Origin of the sequence: Enterobacter sp. V89_11, assembly GCF_029967775.1 — a bacterium.
GTDB classification, from domain to species: Bacteria; Pseudomonadota; Gammaproteobacteria; order Enterobacterales; family Enterobacteriaceae; genus Enterobacter; species Enterobacter ludwigii.
In genome coordinates this window covers 98862-121957 of the sequence record NZ_JASCAN010000008.1, presented here as the reverse complement: position 1 = coordinate 121957, position 23096 = coordinate 98862, and the positions used below count along the sequence as shown (strand labels likewise).

Annotated in this window: 30 protein-coding genes and 1 tRNA gene; 8 read left to right on the top strand and 23 right to left on the bottom strand. The window is 55.0% G+C overall.

What is annotated here, in order from left to right:
* The first annotated feature begins 3 nt into the window (after window positions 1–3).
* From ureE to ureG, 4 genes are read left to right on the top strand one after another with little or no spacing between them, the layout of a single operon-like run.
* Window positions 4–480 (top strand): urease accessory protein UreE, encoded by a 477-nt coding sequence (ureE, locus tag QLG09_RS08585; protein WP_032678986.1) that lies wholly within the window; start codon window positions 4–6, stop codon window positions 478–480.
* Window positions 481–489: 9 nt separating this feature from the next.
* Window positions 490–1029 carry a HupE/UreJ family protein gene (locus QLG09_RS08580; RefSeq protein WP_049023871.1) on the top strand — a complete coding sequence of 180 codons (540 nt, stop codon included), beginning with the start codon at window positions 490–492 and terminating at the stop codon, window positions 1027–1029.
* Window positions 1029–1703 carry an urease accessory protein UreF gene (locus QLG09_RS08575; protein WP_049023872.1) on the top strand — a complete coding sequence of 225 codons (675 nt, stop codon included), beginning with the start codon at window positions 1029–1031 and terminating at the stop codon, window positions 1701–1703. The genes QLG09_RS08580 and QLG09_RS08575 overlap by 1 nt, the downstream gene beginning before the upstream one ends.
* 9 nt (window positions 1704–1712) lie before the next feature.
* A complete protein-coding gene (gene ureG / locus QLG09_RS08570; RefSeq protein WP_014171666.1) occupies window positions 1713–2330 on the top strand; it encodes an urease accessory protein UreG in 618 nt (205 codons plus the stop codon).
* Between the two features lie 40 nt (window positions 2331–2370).
* On the opposite strand, the gene tsaD is transcribed toward ureG, so the two are convergent.
* Complete coding sequence (gene tsaD / locus QLG09_RS08565) at window positions 2371–3384, bottom strand: tRNA (adenosine(37)-N6)-threonylcarbamoyltransferase complex transferase subunit TsaD (RefSeq protein ID WP_049023873.1); 1014 nt, start codon at window positions 3382–3384, stop codon at window positions 2371–2373.
* Between the two features lie 236 nt (window positions 3385–3620).
* Between tsaD and rpsU the strand changes: the two genes are divergently transcribed.
* The 3 genes from rpsU to rpoD all read left to right on the top strand — a co-directional run bounded on the left by rpsU (window position 3621) and on the right by rpoD (window position 7694).
* Complete coding sequence (gene rpsU / locus QLG09_RS08560) at window positions 3621–3836, top strand: 30S ribosomal protein S21 (protein ID WP_001144069.1); 216 nt, start codon at window positions 3621–3623, stop codon at window positions 3834–3836.
* Window positions 3837–3950: 114 nt separating this feature from the next.
* Window positions 3951–5696: a DNA primase gene (dnaG, locus tag QLG09_RS08555; RefSeq protein WP_025202985.1), complete on the top strand. Its 1746-nt coding sequence runs from the start codon at window positions 3951–3953 to the stop codon at window positions 5694–5696.
* Window positions 5697–5846: 150 nt separating this feature from the next.
* Window positions 5847–7694: an RNA polymerase sigma factor RpoD gene (gene rpoD, locus QLG09_RS08550; protein ID WP_020883616.1), complete on the top strand. Its 1848-nt coding sequence runs from the start codon at window positions 5847–5849 to the stop codon at window positions 7692–7694.
* A gap of 84 nt (window positions 7695–7778) precedes the next feature.
* On the opposite strand, the gene mug is transcribed toward rpoD, so the two are convergent.
* Window positions 7779–8285, bottom strand: a complete 507-nt coding sequence (gene mug / locus QLG09_RS08545) for a G/U mismatch-specific DNA glycosylase (protein ID WP_025202984.1) — start codon at window positions 8283–8285, stop codon at window positions 7779–7781.
* 124 nt (window positions 8286–8409) lie between these two features.
* On the opposite strand from mug, the gene QLG09_RS08540 reads away from it, so the two are divergent.
* Window positions 8410–8485 (top strand) — tRNA-Ile (locus QLG09_RS08540).
* 81 nt (window positions 8486–8566) lie between these two features.
* Here the strand turns inward: QLG09_RS08540 and QLG09_RS08535 are convergent.
* The 21 genes from QLG09_RS08535 to QLG09_RS08435 form a co-directional block, all read right to left on the bottom strand.
* On the bottom strand, window positions 8567–8767 hold the full coding sequence (locus QLG09_RS08535) for an ogr/Delta-like zinc finger family protein (RefSeq protein ID WP_025202983.1): 201 nt from the start codon (window positions 8765–8767) through the stop codon (window positions 8567–8569).
* 67 nt (window positions 8768–8834) lie between these two features.
* Window positions 8835–9989 (bottom strand): phage late control D family protein, encoded by a 1155-nt coding sequence (locus QLG09_RS08530; RefSeq protein WP_049023875.1) that lies wholly within the window; start codon window positions 9987–9989, stop codon window positions 8835–8837.
* The gene (locus tag QLG09_RS08525) at window positions 9986–10450 is read right to left on the bottom strand and encodes a phage tail protein (protein ID WP_014171677.1); all 465 of its coding nucleotides are present in this window, start codon (window positions 10448–10450) and stop codon (window positions 9986–9988) included. The genes QLG09_RS08530 and QLG09_RS08525 overlap by 4 nt, the downstream gene beginning before the upstream one ends.
* Window positions 10451–10461: 11 nt before the next feature.
* Window positions 10462–12909 carry a phage tail tape measure protein gene (locus QLG09_RS08520; RefSeq protein ID WP_049023876.1) on the bottom strand — a complete coding sequence of 816 codons (2448 nt, stop codon included), beginning with the start codon at window positions 12907–12909 and terminating at the stop codon, window positions 10462–10464.
* A complete protein-coding gene (locus tag QLG09_RS08515) occupies window positions 12902–13021 on the bottom strand; it encodes a GpE family phage tail protein (protein WP_014171679.1) in 120 nt (39 codons plus the stop codon). The genes QLG09_RS08520 and QLG09_RS08515 overlap by 8 nt, the downstream gene beginning before the upstream one ends.
* Before the next feature lie 32 nt (window positions 13022–13053).
* Window positions 13054–13362, bottom strand: coding sequence for a phage tail assembly protein (locus QLG09_RS08510; protein ID WP_014171680.1), 309 nt, complete (start codon window positions 13360–13362; stop codon window positions 13054–13056).
* 56 nt (window positions 13363–13418) lie between these two features.
* A complete protein-coding gene (locus tag QLG09_RS08505; RefSeq protein ID WP_014171681.1) occupies window positions 13419–13937 on the bottom strand; it encodes a phage major tail tube protein in 519 nt (172 codons plus the stop codon).
* An 11-nt stretch (window positions 13938–13948) separates the two neighbouring features.
* Complete coding sequence (locus QLG09_RS08500) at window positions 13949–15136, bottom strand: phage tail sheath protein (protein WP_025202978.1); 1188 nt, start codon at window positions 15134–15136, stop codon at window positions 13949–13951.
* Between the two features lie 313 nt (window positions 15137–15449).
* Window positions 15450–15881 (bottom strand): tail fiber assembly protein, encoded by a 432-nt coding sequence (locus QLG09_RS08495; RefSeq protein WP_282488828.1) that lies wholly within the window; start codon window positions 15879–15881, stop codon window positions 15450–15452.
* A 1-nt stretch (window position 15882) separates the two neighbouring features.
* On the bottom strand, window positions 15883–18081 hold the full coding sequence (locus QLG09_RS08490) for a phage tail protein (protein ID WP_079231668.1): 2199 nt from the start codon (window positions 18079–18081) through the stop codon (window positions 15883–15885).
* Window positions 18082–18092: 11 nt separating this feature from the next.
* On the bottom strand, window positions 18093–18623 hold the full coding sequence (locus tag QLG09_RS08485) for a phage tail protein I (RefSeq protein ID WP_025202975.1): 531 nt from the start codon (window positions 18621–18623) through the stop codon (window positions 18093–18095).
* A complete protein-coding gene (locus QLG09_RS08480; protein ID WP_040018802.1) occupies window positions 18616–19524 on the bottom strand; it encodes a baseplate assembly protein in 909 nt (302 codons plus the stop codon). The genes QLG09_RS08485 and QLG09_RS08480 overlap by 8 nt, the downstream gene beginning before the upstream one ends.
* Before the next feature lie 5 nt (window positions 19525–19529).
* Window positions 19530–19880, bottom strand: coding sequence for a GPW/gp25 family protein (locus QLG09_RS08475; RefSeq protein ID WP_014171687.1), 351 nt, complete (start codon window positions 19878–19880; stop codon window positions 19530–19532).
* Window positions 19877–20518, bottom strand: coding sequence for a phage baseplate assembly protein V (locus QLG09_RS08470; protein WP_032678996.1), 642 nt, complete (start codon window positions 20516–20518; stop codon window positions 19877–19879). The genes QLG09_RS08475 and QLG09_RS08470 overlap by 4 nt, the downstream gene beginning before the upstream one ends.
* A 109-nt stretch (window positions 20519–20627) precedes the next feature.
* Window positions 20628–21095, bottom strand: a complete 468-nt coding sequence (locus QLG09_RS08465) for a phage tail protein (RefSeq protein ID WP_282488827.1) — start codon at window positions 21093–21095, stop codon at window positions 20628–20630.
* Window positions 21058–21303: an Rz1-like lysis system protein LysC gene (gene lysC, locus QLG09_RS08460; protein WP_072126476.1), complete on the bottom strand. Its 246-nt coding sequence runs from the start codon at window positions 21301–21303 to the stop codon at window positions 21058–21060. Before lysC ends, QLG09_RS08465 begins: the two co-directional genes overlap by 38 nt.
* Window positions 21203–21616: an Rz-like lysis system protein LysB gene (gene lysB / locus QLG09_RS08455; protein WP_032670153.1), complete on the bottom strand. Its 414-nt coding sequence runs from the start codon at window positions 21614–21616 to the stop codon at window positions 21203–21205. The genes lysC and lysB overlap by 101 nt, the downstream gene beginning before the upstream one ends.
* The gene (locus QLG09_RS08450; protein ID WP_049023883.1) at window positions 21613–22122 is read right to left on the bottom strand and encodes a lysozyme; all 510 of its coding nucleotides are present in this window, start codon (window positions 22120–22122) and stop codon (window positions 21613–21615) included. The genes lysB and QLG09_RS08450 overlap by 4 nt, the downstream gene beginning before the upstream one ends.
* Window positions 22106–22327, bottom strand: coding sequence for an HP1 family phage holin (locus tag QLG09_RS08445; RefSeq protein WP_014171693.1), 222 nt, complete (start codon window positions 22325–22327; stop codon window positions 22106–22108). Before QLG09_RS08445 ends, QLG09_RS08450 begins: the two co-directional genes overlap by 17 nt.
* A complete protein-coding gene (locus QLG09_RS08440) occupies window positions 22318–22521 on the bottom strand; it encodes a tail protein X (protein ID WP_020883600.1) in 204 nt (67 codons plus the stop codon). Before QLG09_RS08440 ends, QLG09_RS08445 begins: the two co-directional genes overlap by 10 nt.
* Before the next feature lie 123 nt (window positions 22522–22644).
* Window positions 22645–23085, bottom strand: coding sequence for a DinI-like family protein (locus tag QLG09_RS08435; protein ID WP_053058888.1), 441 nt, complete (start codon window positions 23083–23085; stop codon window positions 22645–22647).
* Between the last annotated feature and the right edge of the window lie 11 nt (window positions 23086–23096).

Here is a 23096-nt window from a genome sequence, read left to right as displayed (position 1 = left end):
ACGATGATCTACCTGACCCAACGCCTTGACCATGCCCATCCGATAACCGCCAGCGTCACGCTGCCGATTGATGTCCGGGTGAAAAGCCGTGCCCGCGTGGCGCTGAATGACGGCCGCGAAGCCGGGCTGATGCTGCCGCGCGGCCTGCTGCTGCGCGGGGGAGATCTGCTGACCACTGACGACGGCAGCGAGGTGATCGAGGTGATCGCCGCGCCGGAATCGGTCTCCGTGGTGCGCTGCGACGATCCGTTCCTGCTCGCCCGCGCCTGCTACCACCTCGGCAACCGCCACGTGCCGCTGCAGATCATGCCCGGCGAGCTGCGCTATCACCACGATCATGTGCTCGATGACATGCTGCGCCAGTTCGGGCTCGAGGTGACATTTGCCACCCTCCCGTTTGAACCGGAAGCAGGGGCGTATACCAGCGATGCCCACAGCCATAGTCATAGCCATAGTCACTCTCACGCTCATTCACATTAAGGATTCATCATGCGTACGTTTTTACCTCTGCTACTGCTGGCCTTTTCTCTTCCTGCCCTGGCGCATCCCGGACACGGCACAGACAGCTTTCAGGCCGGTTTTTTCCATCCGCTGACGGGTCTTGATCATCTGCTGATGCTAACCGGTGCGGGCGTACTTTCGGCCCTGAGCGGGCGCAAGCTGCTGCTGCCTCTCGCCACTCTCGGCATGATGCTGGCCGGGGCCGTTGCAGGCAGCCTGCTTGGCGGCTTTAGCGGCATGGAAATGCTGATTATCGCCTCGCTGGCGGTCTGCGGCACGATGATGTTTAAAACCGAAAATCGCCTGCTGTTGGCCGTGCCGGCGCTGGCAATGTTCCACGGCTGGGCGCACGGGGTAGAGATGTCTGGCCACAACTTCTGGCTCTTCACCAGCGGCTTTATGTTTGCCAGTGCCACGGTGCTGTGCGCCAGCTTCGCCGCCGGGTTGCTGCTGCGCCGTCACGACGGGTTACGTAAAACCTTTGGTGGCGGGCTGATTGTCTCTGCGCTGCTGGCGCTGATGGGCTGATGGAGCACGTCCGCCAGCGGCTGCGCCTGATGCAGCTCTCCAGCAGCAGCCTTCCGGTCGGGTCATTCACCTGGTCGCAGGGGCTGGAGTGGGCCGTAGAAGCAGGCTGGGTCCCCGATGCTGAGGCGTTCAAAAACTGGCAGATCCTGCAGATGGAGCAGAGCTTTTTCTGTGTCGATCTGCCGCTGTTTTCCCGACTTTATCAGGCGTGCGAGCAAAACGATTTGGCGACGGCAACACGCTGGACGGCCTACCTTCTCGCCTGCCGGGAAACGCGTGAACTGCGTGAAGAGGAACGCAACCGCGGGGCGGCCTTTACGCGCCTGCTCAAAAGCTGGGAGCCAGACTGTCCGGCAGAGTGGCGGACGCTGTTTATGCAAAGCCAGCTCAGCGGCATGGCGTGGCTCGGAGTACGCTGGGGCATTAGCGCCCATGAGCTGGCCCTGAGCCTGGGCTACAGCTGGATTGAGAGCGCGGTCATGGCGGGCGTCAAGCTGGTGCCGTTCGGGCAACAGGCGGCGCAGCAGCTGATTATCGACCTGAGCGACCACTTTGCCGCCGGGCTTGAACCGGCTTTTTTGCGTGGCGACGACGCGCTGGGTGCGGCAACGCCGCTGTCGGCCATCGCCTCTGCGCGCCACGAAACACAATATTCACGATTATTCCGTTCCTGAGGAGACAACATGGCTGATTACAAACATCCCCTGCGCGTGGGCGTGGGCGGCCCGGTGGGGTCGGGCAAAACCGCGTTACTGGAAGCACTCTGCAAAGCAATGCGCGACACCTATCACCTGGCAGTGGTGACCAACGATATCTACACCAAAGAGGATCAGCGCATTCTCACCGAAGCGGGGGCCCTTGAGCCCGAGCGCATCGTGGGCGTGGAGACGGGCGGCTGCCCGCATACCGCAATCCGGGAAGATGCCTCAATGAACCTGGCGGCAGTGGAAGCGTTAAGCGAAAAGTTCGGCAATCTGGACCTGATCTTCGTTGAAAGCGGCGGTGACAACCTGAGCGCCACCTTCAGCCCGGAGCTGGCTGACCTGACGATCTATGTGATTGACGTCGCTGAAGGGGAGAAGATCCCGCGTAAGGGCGGCCCAGGGATAACCAAATCCGATTTTCTGGTGATCAACAAAACCGACCTGGCACCCTATGTGGGGGCCTCACTGGAAGTGATGGAGCGTGACACCAACCGCATGCGCGGCGAGCGCCCGTGGACCTTCACCAATCTGAAGGCGGGCGACGGACTGGCGACGATCGTGACATTTCTGGAAGAGAAAGGGATGTTGCGGGTGTAACCGTATAAATCCCCTCTCCCTGGCGGGAGAGGGTCAGACATTACGCCTCCGGCAACTCCGCCAGCGGCCAGCGTGGACGTACAGAGACGCTCAGATCGGCGGTCGCGCCAGCGTTCAGACGTACCATACCCGCGTAGGCGATCATCGCCCCGTTATCGGTACAGAATTCCGGACGGGCATAAAATACTTCCCCACCACGCTTTTGCATCATCTGCGCGAGTTTTGCACGCAGCGTGCGGTTGGCGCTGACGCCCCCGGCCATCACCAGACGCTTAAAGCCGGTCTTTTCCAGGGCGCGTTTGCATTTGATCATCAGGGTATCGACCACCGCGTCTTCGAACGCACGGGCGATATCAGCACGGGTCTGCTCGCTATCGTCATTATTGCGAATGGTATTGGCCGCGAAGGTTTTCAGACCAGAAAAGCTGAAATCCAGCCCTGGACGGTCAGTCATCGGACGCGGGAAGACGAAACGCCCTTCCGTGCCCTGCGATGCCATTTTCGAGAGCATCGGACCGCCAGGATAATCCAGACCCAGCAGTTTGGCCGTTTTGTCGAAGGCCTCACCGGCTGCGTCGTCAATGGACTCGCCGAGCAGCTCATACTTGCCAATCCCCGTTACGCTAATCAGCTGGGTATGGCCACCTGAAACCAGCAGCGCCACAAAAGGAAACGCAGGCGGATTATCTTCCAGCATCGGCGCCAGGAGATGCCCTTCCATATGGTGAACCGGAATGGCCGGCACATCCCACGCGAATGCCAGCGAACGGCCCACCGTTGCGCCGACCAGCAGCGCACCCACCAGGCCCGGGCCTGCGGTATACGCTACAGCATCAATATCAATAGAGCTCAACCCGGCTTCTTTCAGCGCCGCCTGAATCAGGGGAACCGTTTTACGCACGTGGTCACGAGAAGCCAGTTCAGGCACGACGCCGCCGTAGTCAGCGTGTAATTTCACCTGACTATACAGTTGGTTGGCAAGAAGCCCTTTTTCGTCGTCGTAAATGGCGATGCCGGTCTCATCGCAGGATGTTTCAATACCCAGTACACGCATGACTTGTTTTACCTCGTTTCAATACCGCGCAGTGTAGGGCCAATGCGGATTGATGTAAAACTTTGTTCGCCCCAGGAAGAAGCCTCGTGTATACTCCTCACCCTTATTAAAGTCCCTTTCAAAAACGCGTCGGTGCTTTACAAAGCAGCAGCATTTGCAGTAAAATTCCGCACCATTTTGAAATAAGCTGGCGTTGATGCCAGCGGCAAACCGAATTTATCAAAGGTGAGAGTTACATGCCGGTAATTAAAGTACGTGAAAACGAGCCGTTCGACGTTGCACTGCGTCGCTTCAAACGTTCATGCGAGAAAGCAGGTGTTCTGGCTGAAGTTCGTCGTCGTGAGTTCTATGAAAAACCAACGACCGAACGTAAGCGCGCTAAAGCTTCTGCTGTGAAACGTCACGCGAAGAAACTGGCTCGCGAAAACGCACGCCGTACTCGTCTGTACTAATCAATTGAGGGCCTCAGCCCTCAATGACAGACAGAGTTGTAGTCGTAAGGCCGTGCTTCCGGAAGGAATGCGCGGCTTGTTTTCGTTTATGAGTTACTAAAATTTTTGGGGCATATGGCCGGACGAATCCCACGCGTATTCATCAATGACCTGCTAGCCAGAACCGACATCGTCGATCTCATCGACGCGCGGGTAAAGCTGAAAAAGCAGGGCAAGAACTACCATGCGTGCTGTCCTTTCCATAACGAAAAAACCCCCTCCTTCACCGTAAACGGTGAAAAGCAGTTTTACCATTGCTTCGGCTGTGGTGCTCACGGTAATGCTGTCGATTTTTTAATGAACTACGACAAGCTCGAGTTCGTTGAAACCGTCGAAGAGCTGGCGGCGATGCACAACCTTGAAGTGCCGTATGAAGCAGGCAGTGGGCCAAGCCAGATCGAGCGCCATCAACGGCAGACGCTGTACCAACTGATGGATGGTCTGAACTCGTTTTATCAACAGTCTCTTAAGCACGCTGCTGCTGAGCCTGCGCGTCAGTACCTGACAGCGCGCGGACTGAGTGACGATGTGATTGCGCGTTTCGCTATTGGTTACGCCCCGCCCGGCTGGGACAACGTGTTAAAGCGTTTTGGCGGCAATAGCGAAGATCGTAAGTCTCTTATCGATGCCGGCATGCTGGTCACCAATGACCAGGGACGAAGCTACGACCGCTTCCGCGAACGGGTGATGTTCCCGATCCGCGACAAGCGTGGCCGGGTGATTGGTTTTGGTGGTCGCGTGCTGGGTGATGCCCTGCCGAAGTACCTCAACTCCCCGGAGACCGATATTTTTCATAAAGGCCGCCAGCTTTACGGTCTTTATGAGGCGCTGAAGGATAACGCGGAACCTCCGCGCCTTCTGGTCGTCGAAGGCTATATGGATGTCGTCGCGCTGGCGCAGTATGACATCAACTATGCGGTTGCATCTCTGGGCACCTCGACCACAGCCGATCACATTCAGCTGCTGTACAGGGTGACTAACAATGTCATCTGCTGTTACGACGGTGACCGTGCAGGGCGCGACGCCGCCTGGCGTGCGCTGGAAACCGCACTGCCTTATATGACCGACGGGCGTCAGTTACGTTTTATGTTCCTGCCCGACGGTGAAGACCCGGATACGCTGGTGCGTAAAGAGGGCAAAGCGGCGTTTGAAGCGCGGATGGAGCAGGCTCAGCCGCTCTCCACGTTTTTGTTTAACAGCCTGATGCCGCAGGTCGATTTGAGTACCCCTGACGGGCGCGCGCAGCTCAGCACGCTGGCGCTGCCGTTAATCAGTCAGGTGCCCGGCGAAACGCTGCGCATCTATCTGCGTCAGGAGCTAGGCAACAAGCTCGGCATTCTGGATGACAGCCAGCTTGAACGTTTAATGCCTAAACAGTCTGAAAACGGTGCGGTTCGTCCCGCGCCTCAGCTAAAACGCACAACCATGCGTATACTGATAGGGTTACTGGTTCAAAACCCCGAACTTGCTCCGCAAGTGCCATCGCTGGCGGGTTTGAACCACGAAAAATTGCCCGGGCTTGGCTTATTTTCAGAATTGGTCAACACTTGTTTGTCTCAGCCAGGTCTGACCACCGGACAACTTTTAGAACATTATCGCGGCACAAAAGAGGCTGCTACCCTTGAAAAACTGTCGATGTGGGACGATATAGCAGATAAGGACATTGCAGAAAAAACGTTCACCGACTCACTCAACCATATGTTTGATTCGATGCTTGAGCTGCGCCAGGAAGAGTTGATAGCTCGCGAGCGCACACACGGCTTAAGCAGCGAAGAACGCCGGGAACTCTGGATGCTGAACCAGGAGCTGGCAAAAAAATGAATTCAACGGCTTAAGTGCCGAATATCGATCGGGAAGCCCCCGGCAGCCGCACTGAGAGGCAGCGGCACAAATATAAGTACGCCCTCGCTTTAAAGGTTGGCAGCCCCATCGCCGACACCAATCAAACGAATTAAGTGTGGATACCGTCTTATGGAGCAAAACCCGCAGTCACAGCTGAAACTTCTTGTCCAACGCGGTAAGGAGCAAGGCTATCTGACCTATGCCGAGGTCAATGACCATCTGCCGGAAGATATCGTCGATTCAGATCAAATCGAAGACATCATCCAAATGATCAATGACATGGGTATTCAGGTGATGGAAGAAGCACCTGATGCCGATGATCTGTTGCTGGCTGAAACCTCCAACAACACTGACGAAGATGCGGAAGAAGCTGCTGCACAGGTCCTGTCCAGCGTGGAATCTGAAATCGGGCGTACCACTGACCCGGTCCGCATGTACATGCGCGAAATGGGTACCGTTGAACTGTTGACCCGCGAAGGCGAAATTGACATCGCGAAACGCATCGAAGACGGGATCAACCAGGTTCAGTGCTCTGTTGCCGAATACCCTGAAGCGATCACCTATCTGCTGGAGCAGTACGATCGTGTTGAAGCGGAAGAAGCGCGCCTGTCTGACCTGATCACCGGTTTTGTCGACCCGAACGCTGAAGAAGATATGGCACCGACCGCCACTCACGTTGGATCTGAACTGTCTCAGGAAGAGATGGATGATGACGAAGACGAAGATGAGGAAGATGCCGACGACGACACCGCCGATGATGACAACAGCATCGACCCGGAACTGGCGCGCGAGAAGTTTGCCGAGCTGCGTACCCAGTACGAAGTCACGCGTGACACCATCAAAGCAAAAGGTCGCAGCCACGCAGCCGCACAGGAAGAGATCCTGAAACTGTCTGAAGTCTTCAAACAGTTCCGTCTGGTGCCTAAACAGTTCGACTACCTGGTTAACAGCATGCGCGTGATGATGGATCGCGTACGTACCCAGGAACGCATCATCATGAAACTGTGCGTTGAGCAGTGCAAAATGCCGAAGAAGAACTTCATCACCCTCTTCACCGGCAACGAAACCAGCGAAACCTGGTTCAACGCGGCTATCGCGATGAACAAGCCGTGGTCTGAAAAACTGCACGACGTGAAAGAAGACGTGTTCCGCGGCCTGCAGAAACTGCATCAGATTGAAGAAGAGACCGGCCTGACCATTGAGCAGGTTAAAGACATCAACCGTCGTATGTCCATCGGTGAAGCGAAAGCCCGCCGTGCGAAAAAAGAGATGGTTGAAGCGAACCTGCGTCTGGTTATCTCTATCGCCAAGAAGTACACCAACCGTGGCCTGCAGTTCCTGGATCTGATTCAGGAAGGCAACATCGGTCTGATGAAAGCGGTTGATAAGTTTGAATACCGTCGTGGTTATAAGTTCTCCACCTATGCTACCTGGTGGATCCGTCAGGCTATCACCCGCTCTATCGCGGATCAGGCGCGCACCATCCGTATTCCGGTGCATATGATTGAGACCATCAACAAGCTCAACCGTATCTCCCGCCAGATGCTGCAGGAGATGGGCCGCGAGCCAACGCCGGAAGAGCTGGCTGAGCGCATGCTGATGCCGGAAGACAAGATCCGTAAAGTGCTGAAGATCGCCAAAGAGCCAATCTCCATGGAAACACCAATCGGTGATGATGAAGATTCGCATCTGGGTGATTTCATCGAGGATACCACCCTCGAGCTGCCGCTGGACTCTGCGACGACCGAGAGCCTGCGTGCTGCAACGCACGACGTTCTGGCTGGCCTGACCGCCCGTGAAGCAAAAGTGCTGCGTATGCGTTTCGGTATCGATATGAACACCGACCATACGCTGGAAGAAGTGGGTAAACAGTTCGACGTTACCCGCGAACGTATCCGTCAGATCGAAGCGAAGGCGCTGCGTAAACTGCGCCATCCAAGCCGCTCTGAAGTACTGCGTAGCTTCCTGGACGATTAATCGATCCTGTCAGTGAAAAAGCTCCCTTTGGGGAGCTTTTTTTTTGCATTTTCTCCGCCCCCTCAGGGACAAGGAAACACCGCCCTACAGCCCACGCACAACCAGGGCCTCATCCAGTTCCCGATACGCCTCCACCAGCTTATCCAGCGTTGCCCTGTTAAGCCCGCTCGGGTTCGGCAGCACCCACACCTGCGTGACGCCAATGGTGATGGCCTGTTTGCCCCACTGCGCACCGCGCTGACTGAACGCCTGTTCGTAAGCCTGCTTGCCCAGGATTGCCAGCGCTGCCGGCTGATAATCTTCAATCTTCTTAATCAGCTCCCGCCCACCGCTGCGCAGTTCATGCAGGTTCACCTCACTCGCCTGTACCGTGGGCCGCTCGACCAGCATGGTAATCCCGCAGCGCGTATCCAGCAGGTGCTGCTCCTCTTCAGGCTTCAGTAGCCTGTCGGTAAACCCGGCCTGATAGATAACCTTCCAGAAGCGATTCCCCGGATGGGCAAAGTGAAAACCGGTGTGCGCCGAGGACTTCCCAGGGTTAATCCCGCAAAACACCACCCGCAAGCCCGGGGCCAGAATATCGTTGATCATCTCTACTCCCATTGATACATCCTTATGGAAGTATAAAGGATTGATTATGCATTGTTTATAAAAACAGCAGGCAGGTGTGAATGGCTGGATTGCTGAAGGGAGTTCCTCTATAATTCACCGCCACGGCCCCTTAGCTCAGTGGTTAGAGCAGGCGACTCATAATCGCTTGGTCGCTGGTTCAAGTCCAGCAGGGGCCACCAAATTTAGCTGTAGAATCAAATAATTAAGCCACTCGATTGAGTGGCTTTTTTATTGATTTTTTTGAGCCGGTGGCGAAGTCGCTAACCGTGGGTCTGCGAAGCCGTTCGGACACGCTCAGCGGCGCCAGGTGTCGCAATCAGACGCTCCACGGACTCCATCGTCACGAACGTACAGCTGCAGTCCACATTGGTGCACTGGTGATAGCGCTCTTTGGTATTTTCACTTAAATAGCGACTGGTACGCGCATGCGCGGAATGCTTGCACTTAGGACAATGAAACATGTACCCCTCCACGTAATTCACAATTTGTGAATAGATAATACCCAAAAAGAACACAATAGCAAATATATCACTCAATTTTGATAGAAAATTTTTCATCCGCGACGTTCAACTCAAGCTTAAGTTGCGTGGTAAATCCACTATCGCTGAGAGTATGAACCACCTCGTTGATAATCCACGCCTGCTCGTCAATGACCCGTTTAAAGCCGTTGACCAGCACCGGCGTTTCGGGATACAGATCGGCACGTCCCAGCGCCAGCTGGATAGAAAAATTCACGGTACCCCGCTGAAGCGCGCGCCACTTCGCCTCCGCAGCCCTGAGCGCCTGCTCTTCAGAGGCATAAACCGTGGTGAGCTCAAAAACGTTTTCCGCCGACCCCACCAGCCTCTCTTGCGGCTTCTCTGCCTTGCCTCCTGCTCCCGCTACCGGTGCAGCGGCATCCGGATGCTGTAGTCCTTCTGTCGGCTGCCCCCCGGGCTGACGATTAATACTCAATTGAGCATTTTGTTGTTTTGGGTCACGCGTTTGCAGCCATTTGGCCGTCACGCCGGAATAATTTTCACGGTCAGCGACGGAAAAAAGGTGCCGATCGCCATCCCCACGTTCAATCATCATTAAGGGAAGCGGTGTGCCACTGGCCGTCACGGCATGGCCCGCTTTCATAAAAATAACCTTCCCGGCTTTGATTGAAACAAATGCACCATTACGTTCGGCCAGGCGGGAGAGAAACGCCGCGTCAGTCTCCTGTGACTGATCGATATGAGAAATGGCGATGGATGCAAGTCCCGCCCCGACGCTGGCGGTAAACTGGTTACGCTGAGCAATGGTGTTGACTATCGCGCCGATCGTCGTGTCATGCCACGACTGTTCGCGCCGCACGTTGAGCTTCCCACGAAAATCTGCGCTGCATCCCCGGATGGTCAGCGTGTCCGGGGAGCCCCGGAATTCAATCGCATCTATCGTAAAGTCCCCTTTCGGCTGGAGCGGTGTTCCCTCCCATCCCAGCCATAAGGACAGTCTTGCCCCCCGGGCAGGCAGGTCTAACAACCCGTCGGAATCATCCAGAAGAATATCCAGCTGATCGGCTTCCAGCCCACGTTTGTCGGTCATGGTCAAACTGATAAGACGATGGCTGAAGTTTTGCGTGATATCGCGCTCGTCAAGCTTAAGCATGAAATCAGGGGCGATTTTCCCACCCGCTCGGATATTCATTTCGGTGATCATCCCACCAGCCCTCCAATGCTATTACGTGCGCTTTCCACCAGCTCTGAGGCCTGCGTTCTCAGGTCGCCAAACGTCGTCATCAGCGATTCGTCCACGCGTTTCAGTACCAGGGTAAAATCAATTTTCCGGGCAGTGCCATCGCTGTAAAAATCCGAATGCGTATGCGTGACTTTCTCAATGATAAACATGCCGTGAATGATGCCGGTACCGTCTATCAACGGCCATGCCCGCCCTTCATTCGCCATCAGCTCAACCGCCTTGAGAGAAAGCCGCCCTCCCGTGAGCTCCGGATAAAGTAATCCGGAAAGGTTAAAGGATGTCTCACCTTCGCCAAGGTACTGCCAGGCTTTGGGTTTCCCGATGCGTTCGTTGGATGCCCAGCGGTAGTCTTTTGTAAATACCATTGACTGATACGGTAAGGTTCGTCGTTCAAAGACAAACAGACCCAGCACCATTAACATTTTCTCTCTCCTTAACCATACATAAAGCTGGATTGCTGCCGTCTCGCTTTTACCTGCTCACTGCTCTCTATAGCCTCCCGGATTTGACGAGTCAGATCCGTTCCGGAGACTGCGCTCCCCTGCAGCGTGAAGTTGTATTCACTTTTACTCTGATCGATGTAAGAACGCCCTCCCGCTGCTGCCATCGGCTGATATCCCATGAAGCCGCTGTAAACAGGTGACGCCGGGTCCCAGGCACTGCCGGCGTCAGCAGAGGATGTGCCTTCTTTCGGTACAGCCGAGTCGATATTGCCCGACTCTTTTTTTATGACGCCGAGTTTCTCCAGCAGCCAGCTGGTCTTGCCGCGCAGGCTGTTAAAAAGATTTAGCGGCGCCATTAGCGCATCACCCAGTGCCTGACCGAACGCCACGCCGACATTTTTGCAGCTGTCGAGCATTTCCTGCGTCGCCTTAATCGGCGCAATCAGATCGATGAACCACTGCCAGATCCCGCCCAGTTTTTCTGAAATGAAACCAAAGGCCTGTAACAGCGGAGAGAACAGCTCGCCCAGCGGCGCGAAGGCCGCAGAAAGCCCCTCAATCACCCCACCAAAGAAGGCGCTAATGGGCTCCCAGTATTTAAGAATCAGTAAAGCGCCGGCGGCAATTGCCGCTCCGAGAGCAATAACGGGCCAGCTCAGGGCGCCCAGCACCGTCATGATGCTCCCCCCCACTACGCTGAATACCGTGCCCAGCATCCCGGCAGCGGTTATCACCAGATTCAGGCCTGACACAATGGGGGAGACCACCATACCTAGCGTGCCCAGGACACCGGCAAAGGCTTGTGCGCCCATAACCACGCTGACCAGGGCTTGCGTCAGTGCAGGGTTAGCGTTGACCCAGAGAGAGAGCGTACTAAGCCATCCGGTCGCGGTTGAGATCAGCGTGCGCAGGGCACCCTCGGCCTTATCAAAGACATCAATCTTCAGGCCGTTTAATGCAGCCTGGAACTTGCTGATATCACCCTCGAGGTTATCGCCCTGAACCGAGGCTGTCAGCGCGGTGCTCCCCCTCGCGCCCTGGAGTGTCTGGCGCTTGTTATCCAGTGTTCCATTCCCAGCCGCTGAAACCAGTACGCCTGCGCCTTGCATCGCATCCGCACCGAAAATGGTCTTCAGGTATTCCGTTTGTTGAGCCGCACCGATTTTGCTGTTTTCGAATGAGGCAGAGATCGCCTTGAGGATATTCTCTGTCGGCAGTGGATTACCCTCGCCATCCCGGGTTTGCACCTTCAGTTCATTCAGCGCTGCAGAACGCTGCCCATCCGGCGTCTGCAGGCGGCTCAACATAGCGCTAACCTCTGCGCCGGCATCGGCCCCTTTCATCCCCTTTTCCATCAGAATACCAAGCAGCGCGGTGGTCTCCTCAAGGCTGGCGCCGGCTTCTCCGGCGGCAGGTGCTGCGGATGCAACGGCGGTACTCAGTTCGGTGAGACTGGTATTTGACGCAGTGAAACCGCGGGTAAGGACATCTGCAACGCGTTCAACATCCGTATTCGCCAGGTTAAACGAGGCCTGCGTGCTGCGGATGATGTCGACCGCTTTGGCGGCATCAATATTCCCAGCGAGGCTGAGGTTGACCGTCGGCACAGTGGCGGCCACCACCCCGTCGGCGTCATAGCCTGACCGGGCCAGCTCGCCCTGCGCCCGGGTAACAACATCTGTAGAGGTTCCTGTACTGACGCTGACATCCCGTGCCTGCTGGCGAATGGCCTCCAGCCTGGTATCCCCCTTCTGCAGACCCAGGCTTGCCTGTATGGCAGACATCTGCTTTTCAAAACGGATGCCTGGGGCAATAAAGCGGGACGTCTGATTAAAGCCCGCCTTTGCCATTCCTGCGCTCGCATTAGCAAACTGCTGCACACCCGCGGCAACACGTTTGCCAGACTCGTAGCGGTTCTGAACGGTATTAAGCCGCTCCTGTTGCTGATTGACCCTGGCAAGCGCCTCTTTATGTCGATTTAGTTGTAGCGTTTTTTCGCTGATACGCTGTCTTAAACGACGCTCATCTGACGACAGCGTGCGCGTATTAATCCCTGCCAGCGCCAGCTCACCGCGCTGGCGCTGCACTGACTGGCGTAAATTGTTGTACTCAAGCTTAAGCGCGGCGGCTGATTGGCGGGCTGCCGCCAGCGCATCCGCCTGGTCACGGGTTGGGTTCTGGGTGTTTTTGAGCTGGAGCGCCAGCTCCGCAGTCTGCTGTTTCGCCCGGGCAAGAGACTGCCCCGTCACGGCGAGCTGTTCGTTGGCTTTTCTGAAGCCGTTAATGCGGCCCGCCTGTTCATCAAGCGCGCGCAACGCCGCCTCAGAATCGCGGATACTGGCCGCGAGAGAGAGACTGGCGTTCTGGATAGCGTTAAGCGGTCGGCTTGCCCGGTCGACTGCCTTAAGCAACTCCTGAAGTCTGACATTATTACTCATGGTAGTTTCCGCTTCGCTGCAGCGCCTTTTCGCGCCATATAAGGAGTTCGGTCATGCTCAGCGAGTACAGCTCTGACGGCGGCCAGTGAAAGATCACCGCGATATCCGCCATCAGATCATCGACCGACAGGTTTCCGGGAAATGTTAGCGAGCCGAAGCCGGTGACAAAAAACCGATCACCTTGCCCGCAAAAGAGAGCAGATCGGAAGCATCCAGACGCGCAATCTCATGCTCGGTCAGGGCCGGAGAGGTCATTCGCGGCAGCACTTTAATCAGCGCATCGACGTCAGATTGTGCCAGCGACGCCAGCGATACCCCACGCAGGGTCCCCGCGTTGGGTTTTGCGACGGTCACCTTTTCGATTTTTTGCTCGCCGCGCAGAACGGGAGTGTCGAGCGTAATGGTGTTCGGGTTTTCGCTTTCGTTAATGACGGTCTCGTTGATATTTTCCATTTCGTTACTCTTCAGAAAGTTAACTTACCGGCCGGCAGTCCCGGCCGGTTAAAGGTTTACAGGCCAATCGCCTTACGGTGTTCCGCCAGACGATCGACGCCGTCGACTTTCAGCACCATGTTGATGATGTCAATTTCGATGATCTCTTTGCCATCGATGGTCAGCTGGTAGTAAGCGCACTCGGTGGACATCTTGGTGGTGCCGCTCTCGCCCTGCTTGTTTTCACCACCATCAAACTCTTTATGACGGCCTCGCATGACGATTTCGACGGCGGAGATTTCGCCCGTGTCGTCACGCTGGAAGGAGCCGGTAAAGCGCAGAGGCACGCTGTCCGCGCCCGGAGAGGCATACTGTGCCCACAGCGCGACGTCCGGCAGACCGCCAATGGTCCACTCAAGCGCCAGGGCATCATCGTCCAGGCCGAGGTCGACAGAGACCGATCCCGGCATACCGCCGCCGCGATACTTCTCCAGTTTGCGGGTGAGCTTCGGTAAGGTGACAGACTCAACAACGCCCATATAGCTCAGGCCATCGTTGAACATGTTCAGATATTTAAGTTTGCGTGGTAACGCCATGCTTCAGCTCCTTAGCTGTTAACCGAATCGGACAGGTCTGCCAGATAGGTATCGGTGATGCGCTGGCGCAGGGTCAGGTTCTCCAGCGGCGGGACAGGGGTGTAGTCGTAATCGATGTACAATTTCCCTGCTTTCAGGGTCGATGCATCATTTGATTCCGGGTCATACCAGCAAGTGCCATCAACGATATAGCCGTTGGTTTTCAGCTCACGGAATTTGGCATTGATACCGGAAACGATGTCGCGGATGAGCGTTGGCGTAATGGGTTTATCCATTGCCCATGCGTGTGCTTCGGCCATGGTATCGGCCAACACCTGCGCGGTACGGGTGTAGTTTTCAAAGACGAAGAGCGGATCGTCTGAACAGGTACGGTTGCCCCAGAATTTGAAGCCGTCGTTACGAATAAGCGTGGTGACGCCGGCCTGGTTAAGCAGGTTCGCATCGGTCGCTTGTTCCTGCAGATCCCAGGACACGGAGGCGCTTACACCTGTGACACCGTTAACGCCGATGTTGGACAGGGTTTTGTGCCAGCCAATCGTCTGGTCGATTTTGGCGCGCAGGCCGAGAGCACGTGCAGTGGCCCAGGCGTGGGTCGTCGTGTTGGTGGTGGTATCCCACGCCAGAAAATCAGGGTGAATCACCATCAACTCGCGCTGACTGAAGTTTTTGCGGTAATCGATAGCGGCTGAAATGGTTTTACAACCCCATGCACTGACATAGCCAAACGCGCGCAGGCTCTGGCACATGGCGGCCAGCGCGGTCGCCACTTCCTGCGAATCCAGCCCCGGAACACCGAGAATACGTGGCTTAACGCCAGTGACCGTTTTCGCGGTAAGGAGCGCTTTCAGACCGGTATATTTACCGTTTTCATCGGTTGTACCGATGATATTAGAGATAGTCTCTTTCTGTGCTTCCTCAGCGGTATCAGCGGTGCCTTCAGCGACACGCACGACAACAACAACCGGTTTACACTGATCGGCAATCGCCTGCAGGGAAGCGGACAACGTCCCCATTTTCCCGGCTTTCGCAATCGCGGTTTGCACGTTGGTAATGAGCACAGGCTCGTTTAAAGGAAATGTCTTGTCGTCCGCATCGCTGGCCGTACAGACCATGCCGATGATTGCCGTCGAGACGGTGGAAATGGTGCGGGTGCCATCGTTGATTTCGATGACTTCCACGCCGTGATGATAGTCGCCCATCCGTTTAACTCCGTGGTGTAGTGGAGTCATCATTTTGTGGTGAGTTCGAAATATTAGAAATGAAATGCCGTTGGTGAAGTTACAGCACAACGCATAATGGCAGGACGTAGGTTTGCCAGAAAAAAATATTGACGGTAGCGTTTAAAAAAAGGCGAAATGCTTACTCAAAGCAATCATGAAAGTTTTTTATCTTATCTCGCGAAAAATGTAGATATGACAATGCCGGTTGCTGTCGGGGAAGGATAGAGTGTAATGATGGGTTAGTGTTTAGAAGAAAGAAAAAATGAAGCCCGCGACATACGCGGGCTTTGTGTTAATTGTTAGACGGAGCGTCAGGCCAGATAATATCTGGTGCGTTGTTGGTATCAATACGATTAAGCAATACCCGGTATTTCTTCCACTGCTGTAAAGAGAGAATTTCCGCTTCAGTCGCCATAGATAAATCAACGGCATCCTGAAGAGGTGAGATAGCTTGTGTCGCCAGAGACAATAACCTCGACTTCATTGACTGGGCATTATAAATATACTTTTCATGTGATGGCGGGGCAATTTCAACCCATTCCATGCAACTTTTATTAACATTGTAATGAGGAGTCATCCTGTCAGGTGATACCATGAAAGATTCGTATTCCTGTTCTGAGATCTCCTTCAAATCTGGAGGAACAGCAATACCTTGAGCTTCGTAAACCTGAATAGTGTCTTCAAGATAAAAGCTGCTATCTGAGTTACTAAAATATTTTTTCATCTCAATAGCCTGCCACAATTAATGAAAATGTACCGTTACAGTTATGCGTTTCTATTTTGACCTGATTTTTCCCAACAGGTGTGCAAAGATAAAATGAATCGGAATTATTACCACCGCTTCCAAAATAACTGACGCCAGTACCTAAAATACCATTAGGGAATGACGTTGGCAGGGTGACAGTCACAGCAGTGTTATTGCCGACTGCAATACTTCTAACTGCCTGCATAAAAACAGTGCCATTGCCATGGGTGTAATAAGCGCTATTGTTACCCGTCGTGGTTCTTCCCGTTCCATAACGAGCATCCGATTCAGCTTTGGTATAAGCCTGGCCAGCAGGTGTGTAGCTGCCTTTCGCCTGAAAACGTCCATCACTTTCGGTTTTTGTATACGCACTGGTTTTAGGCATATAACCGGCATCTGACTGCGCTTTCGTGTAATAGCGGGCGTCAAAATTGGCATAATCACCAGGCACAAATTGACCAATTGTTCTTAGTTGCTTGCTTGCCCCGGCATAAGAAATAACAAAATTACCGCCAGTTGAATCTTCATTAATACGAAACCCACTCCCATCAGCAACTATAAAATACTTTTTCCCAGTATCGGATTCAGAAAAAGTAATGATGGGCGCGTTATTATTAATCTCCAGATTCCCGCTAAGCCTCCCCCCAGCTAACTTGAGATATCGTTCATCGAAGTTGGCATAATCGCCTGGAATGATTCGCTCCTTCATCTCAAGGCGACCGTTGCGGGTATTGATGTACCCTGTAATACCCGCTTCTGGACCACCTGCTGAGGTTAAGGTGCAATAAAATCCAATCCCATACCACGATTTCAATAGCATATTGTTATCAGAAAAACTTGCTGCATCGCCCCCAGAAAAAATCCCGGTAGCACTTCGCACGTTCAGACCGCCATTAAAATTTACAGTTCTCTGAAATGCTCCGCCTTGTGATGCTGAAACAGCATCAACTTCACCAGCGGTTGGTTTATTTACAGCATCATACTGTTTAGTCCAGGCTGACCACGTTCCACTGTAGAGCGTGCGGATGTAAGCGCGAGAGTTGTTGTATATCCGATAAACCTGCGTAATACCCGCGTGTTTATAAACCTCAAGTGAACCGGCATTCGACTCTGGGTAATTCTTACCCGTTTGGGCCTGTGCATTCGCTGGCTGATAATATAGTCCCGGCATGGTGTAGGCATTCAAATCTTCAGCATTGCCAATCCCCACTGCCTGACCGTTAAAAATATCCTGTGCCGTAATATTGATATCGCTAGTCAATGCCCGCCCATTTACTTTACGCCCTGACGGCACGCGTCCATTAGCATTGTCATACGCAGCCTTCACCGCTTTCGGTGTCGCGGCCAGTGTCTCAGATACATTGTCAATGGCGCTGCTGAGCTGGACGATACCTTTTTGTGCCGTGCTGGCATCCTGAGCCGTATATTTTCCTTTGGCCAGGTCATAGGCGGCCTTTACCGCTTTAGGCGTTGCGGCCAGCACCTCAGACACGCTGTCGATCGCACTACTGAGCTGGACGATACCCTTTTGTGCCGTGCTGGCATCCTGAGCTGTATATTTCCCTTTAGCCAGGTCATACGCGACCTTCACCGCTTTTGGCGTCGCGGCAACGACTTCAGAGACACTGTCGATCGCACTACTGAGCTGAGTAAAACCTTTTGCCGTCAGAGAAGCATCAGGATGGCGTCGGGACTGCTCGTGCTCGGTAAGTTTGTCGTCGACGTAATCCTGCGTCGCCATCACCGTTGAGGTGTCAATCGTCAACTCAACCGAAGCGATATCACTCACCATGATGACCATACGCACAGTCTGCGCACGTCCCGATCCTTCAGCGAGTGCAGGTTTGTAACTTTCAGCCATATTGCCGACAGCAATCAGCGTCCCGGTATCATCATAGAGCCCCATTTCACGCATCCAGAACCCGCCGATCTCCGGAGGGATCAGCAGCTCCGCCACGACATAATTTTTATTCTTTTTGTCCTGGCTGATTTTGTTCAGCGCATGACGCCAGACCTCATTGATGAGTTTCGTCTGGCTGGCATTTGGCGTCGGGAGTTGCCCGCCGCCATCACCCACCGCCATCGCCGTAAAATTCACTTTCTTCCCGTTCGGGACGGTTGCGGCAGCCAGTTTTTCGGCGCCGGCTTTGGTGATAACCGTTTTATACTTCACTGTCATTGTGATCTCACTTATCCGGGGTAAACCGTGATGATGTCGCCGTCATAGCTCAGGGCACCGGTATAGAGATAGCCCGGAACGTCCTGAATGATATTGAGGCCGATAAGATGTCGGCTGGCAGGCTTTGCATCAGCAATAAGCCGCTCCATTTCGTAATACATTTCTTCGGTGATGCCGGTTTCCAGCACGCCAATGTCCAGGCGAAACGTGCCTGCCGGGTCGTTGGTTTGCCACCACTCCGTCACGTTGATCAGATAGCCAAGTGGCTCCACCACGCGGCGTACTGCGCCGATCGTTCCTTTGTGTGCATGGATAAACCATGCATTGCGGATAACATCGCGCTTGGTGGCCTCCGGCCAGTTTTCATCCCAGCGATCAACCGAAAACGCCCACGCCAGCCAGGGCAACAGATTTGCCGGACAGCTGTCGGCATTCCAGAGGTGACGAAGCGGGACGGGGGTATTCTCAATGTCGGCACAGGCGCGCGCCGCCGCGACCTCAAGCGGCGACGACCCCACCGGTAACAATCGGGCATTACTCATCGTTTCCCCCAACGGTTACGCTGTACTGGCTGCACCATGAGGCCTGGGTTTCATCAAGCACAATATCGGCCGCAGGCGCGGTCAGTTCGACGCGTTGTACACCCTCAACATGCAGTGCAGCGTAAATGGCGGACTTACGAATATCCCGCCCGAGCCGGTGCTGTGCCGTTATATAGGCCTGCAGCCGGGCCCTTGCCGCGTTGAGCACTGGCTCGCTTTCGGGACCTGGGAAGAGAAAAAGAGAAGCCGCAATGCGGTAGTCGACAATGCTGGCGGACTGGACGGTCACACGATCGGCAACGGGCCTGACGTCCTCATCGTTCAGCGCGTTGCGAACAATGGCCAGCAGCTCTTCAGACGCCACGCCGTTATTCTCCCGGGACAGCACGGAGACGGTAACGTTCGCAGGCTGAGGACTGATGACAGAGATGTCCGCTACCCGGCCATCCGCGCTGCGACCATGGAACTGATAAGCCCCCGTCGATCCCGCCACGCTCAGCCCTTCCGGGGCTTGCTGGATGCGCAAACGAAAGTCGGTGTCAGACTCCATCACTGCCGGCGTGGGCGGAAACGTCATGTCGTCGGCAGGCGTTATCACCAGACGCGCAAGGTTAGCGTTAGCACCAAGCTGGTCGAGATCGCTACCGGTGGCGTAGGCCAGCATGACCGCACGCGCTGCCTCGTTAACGCGCTGGCGCCAGATAACTTCCCGATACGCATTCTCCTGCAGCAGTTTCACAATCGGCTCTGACTCAAGCGTCAGCGTTCGTGCAATTGCCTCCTGCTCTTCTTCGGGATAGAGCGAGACAAAAGTGGCCTTTCGTTCTGCCAGCAGCGTTTCGTAATCCACCTCCTCCACGACATCCGGCGCGGCGAGCTGGCTCAGATCAACAATAGCCATAGCGTTTAACTCAATGAAATAGTGATAGAAAAGGAATGTCCGGAGGTCTGGCGGGTGCCGGTGAGATCGACATACAGCGTCCCGTCATTCTCCGAACGTTCGAAAGTGATGGCCGTCAGGCTGATCCGCGGCTCCCATTTCTGGATAGCGGAGTAACATGCGGCCATGATTTGCAGGCGCAGCGCCGGACTCTGCGGCCTGTCGATCATTGCCGCCAGCAGTGAACCGTACTCGCGGCGCATCACCCGCGAGCCAATCGGCGTGACCAGAATGTCCCGCACGCTTTGTCTGATATGTTCAGCCTCTGAAATGCTGAGCCCGGTCTGACTGTTCATTCCCCTGTAGCGCACCGTCATTGCGTCCCCTTAGTCCAGCTTCCGCCGCTTTGCACACTGCCGTGAGCATGGTTGTCCACCTGCACCCCATTGGAGGTGAATTTACCGCCGGAATGCTCAATATTGCCGGCCATTACCCCGCCCTTCTGCACTTCAAGAGAGGCGGTAATTAGCTTGTTGGTACACACCACCTCAGGTGTATCCAGGGTGATGCGCGTCTCAGACTTCACCAGGACCACCGGTACGGTGGCGGTGAGTGATTCAGAGGCTGTGATGTCAGCCGTTTTAATGCCTGCGGCCATGAGTGCTCCGCTCCCGGGCTCGTACTCGATAACTGCCCCATCAGGGAACGAGACGTGGAGTGCGTCAGGGGAACCTGACGGCGCCGGGTGGTCATCGGAAAAGATACCTGGCAGCACGAAGGCGGTATCAAGCTCACCGCCGATGGCCAGCAGCAGCACTTGTTCTCCCTCGGACGGTGCCCACCACACGCGCGAACGGCCGGCGCGACAGGTCAGCCAGTTCAGCCAGGTGGTTTTCATCCCTCCGGACTGGACGCGGCAGAGCCCTCTGTTGAGGTCAACATCGGTGACAACACCGATACGAATCAGGTTACGGATCGCGCGAGCGATACCGTGCATGGAAGTGAGTGTATTCATGAGAAGAGAATGCCCTTCAGGGGGATCGGCAGCAACGAGACGGGGTTTTATGCGGGATGAAACAACAATCGTTCACGCTGATGGCTGGACAGCCATCAGCGTGGTGAACTTACGCTTTCCACTGGCTGACCAGTTCACCGTTGATGTACAGCTCCAGCGGACGTGTGACGGGCTCTGGTAACGGCGGCTCCGGGGAATAGGTGGCATGCAACGTTCCCTGCTCCTGCGAAACAAGAATGCGCTCGGTGAGCTGCAGGCTAAAGCTGATATTCGCCGTACCATCGTCGTTGATGGTGACGCCAAAGAGAAACCCGTTTTTTCGCCCGTCATCGAGGGTAAAAATATCTGGCTGGTTATCACGCAGCCAGGCCAGTACCGGGACGAAGACCCCCTCGCTGTCGCCGGCGAAGCTACTGATATTCGCTTTCAGTTCATACTTTTTTTCAAAGGAGAGCGAGGACGCGAGGCGGGCGTCAATATTTCCGCTCCCCACCGACATCTGCAGATGATCAGGGTGATCGTTCAGTTGAGGAACGGCGTCAATTAATGCCTGACGCAGGCTGTTGAGTTTGTGCATCGAGTTTATCCTGACAGTCTTTTATGGTTTCGACCTGCAGCGCGCAGGCGATAAGGGCATGCTCAAGCCGACGAATATCAGCACTGAGATCGCCGTTGGTGATGGGCTCACTTCCCGGCATCGGACAGGCGCTCACCTTCGGGCAGGCGTTGTAAACAATGTGCTGCGGAGGCGCAGGCGGCGCGGGTGTGCAACCTGCGCACAGCATCAGGCAGCTGAGCGTTATACCAGCGGCGTAACTCTTCATTTTCATTTACCCATTTCCCGATAGCCGCTTCGCGTCGTGCCATCTCCTCGCCGACGGCAGCAAGATCCTCGCGGAGCCTGACCTGCGCATCTTCGTTCGACCTGGCAATCCGCTGTGCTTCGGATAACTGCTGAAGCAGCGTGTTGATTGTGTTTTTTTGATCGCGGGCGATCTGGTTGGCTTTAGCAAGAGAGCGGGACAGGTTCACGTTGTCATGACGAAACCACAGCGTGATGGCCAGCAGAACGGCCAGTACCAGCAGGAGAGGTTTCATGGCATCCCCTTCAGGCACCAGGCCTTCTCACGAGCTCGACGGTTTTCCAGTCCGGCATTTTTGACCCCATTGACGTACACCCAGCGGGTAAGCTGATTGCACGCCTGCGGCCACTGTTTACGCTTTATGAATGACACCAGCGTGGAACGGCAGGCAGCCCCTGTTCCAACGTTAAAGGCAAAACTCACCAGCGCATCATAGACACGGGGTGGCATCTCCACCGGTGCGCATACCGCCAGCCGTCTTTCAACGTTCATCACGTCGGCAACAAGGTTCGCTGCCGCCTCACGCTCTGTAATTTCCCGTCCCGGCACGACGCCTGACGTATGGCCAATGCCTGATGTCCATACGCCCGCACTGCAACGATAAGGCGACAGGCGACACCCTTCGAGATCAGCAATGAGCGCCAACCCCTCCGGTGAGATGTTCAGTAACCGGAAGTCAGGCATCAGCACCGCCAGGGCCAGTACGCCCGCGGCACTGCAACGCTTAATGATTGAGTTCACGAATACTCTTCTTATCGAGTCCAAGAGAGGTCAGATAGCGATAGGTTTTCCGCTTAAACCAGTAATTCGTCAGCGCGGTAAAAATGGCGCAGAGGCTTCCCACGTATAGCGCGACTTTTTCAGGAGACATCGCCCCGAACCAGGCCAGCGCTACGGCCAGCCAGTAGGCGATAAACGTGGTGATTTTCTCAAGACTCAGTCCCATAGGTTCACTGATTCTTTAGTCGGTGCGCTATCAACCTCTGGCATGTCTATCGGCGTGCCATGAGGTAAGATGACCCCCAACTCCGCGAGGCCAGAATTGGCGTTCAGAACGGTTTCAACCACCCCTGCCGTGCGCCCATAATAACGGGCACAGATGGCATCAAGCGTGTCCCCCTGCATTGCATAGATTTTCATCAGACGCTCCCAACATCCGGATTTCCAGGTACCGTTGAGTTTCCAGCGCTGGCGCCCTTTTTGCTATTGCTGCAGGATGGACAATCGCGGACACAACAGACTGCCCGTGAGATGGCAGAGGGCCTAGCGCCAGCTCTCGTCTTCCCAGACTTCCCGGAGGATATTGTCCAGCGCTTCGCGATCGGCCTCTCTTTCAATCCCCTGCAACTCCACGCCGGTCATGGATCCTTTTTTGACGGTAACCAGCGTTGACGGAAACACGGATCTTATCCTGCGGGTTAATTCGTCCTGAAACGCCTCCACGACGGACTGACCAATAAGCTGATCCTTATCCAGGGTAATGTTCACCCGTACGCTGGCCTCTTTTTTGATTCTGTCCGGAACGGGTGATGCTGAGAAAACCACGGTAAACGCGTTGTTCCTGATTAAATTTCCTCTCGCAATCTCAGCGATCAAATTCAGGGCAATTTCACGATCTCTTTCCTGACACGTTCCTTCTGTCGTCAGCCGCGCAATCATCTCGACGCGTTCAATCATGACTTGCTCGTTCAACTCTCTGTCCACACAACCTCCAC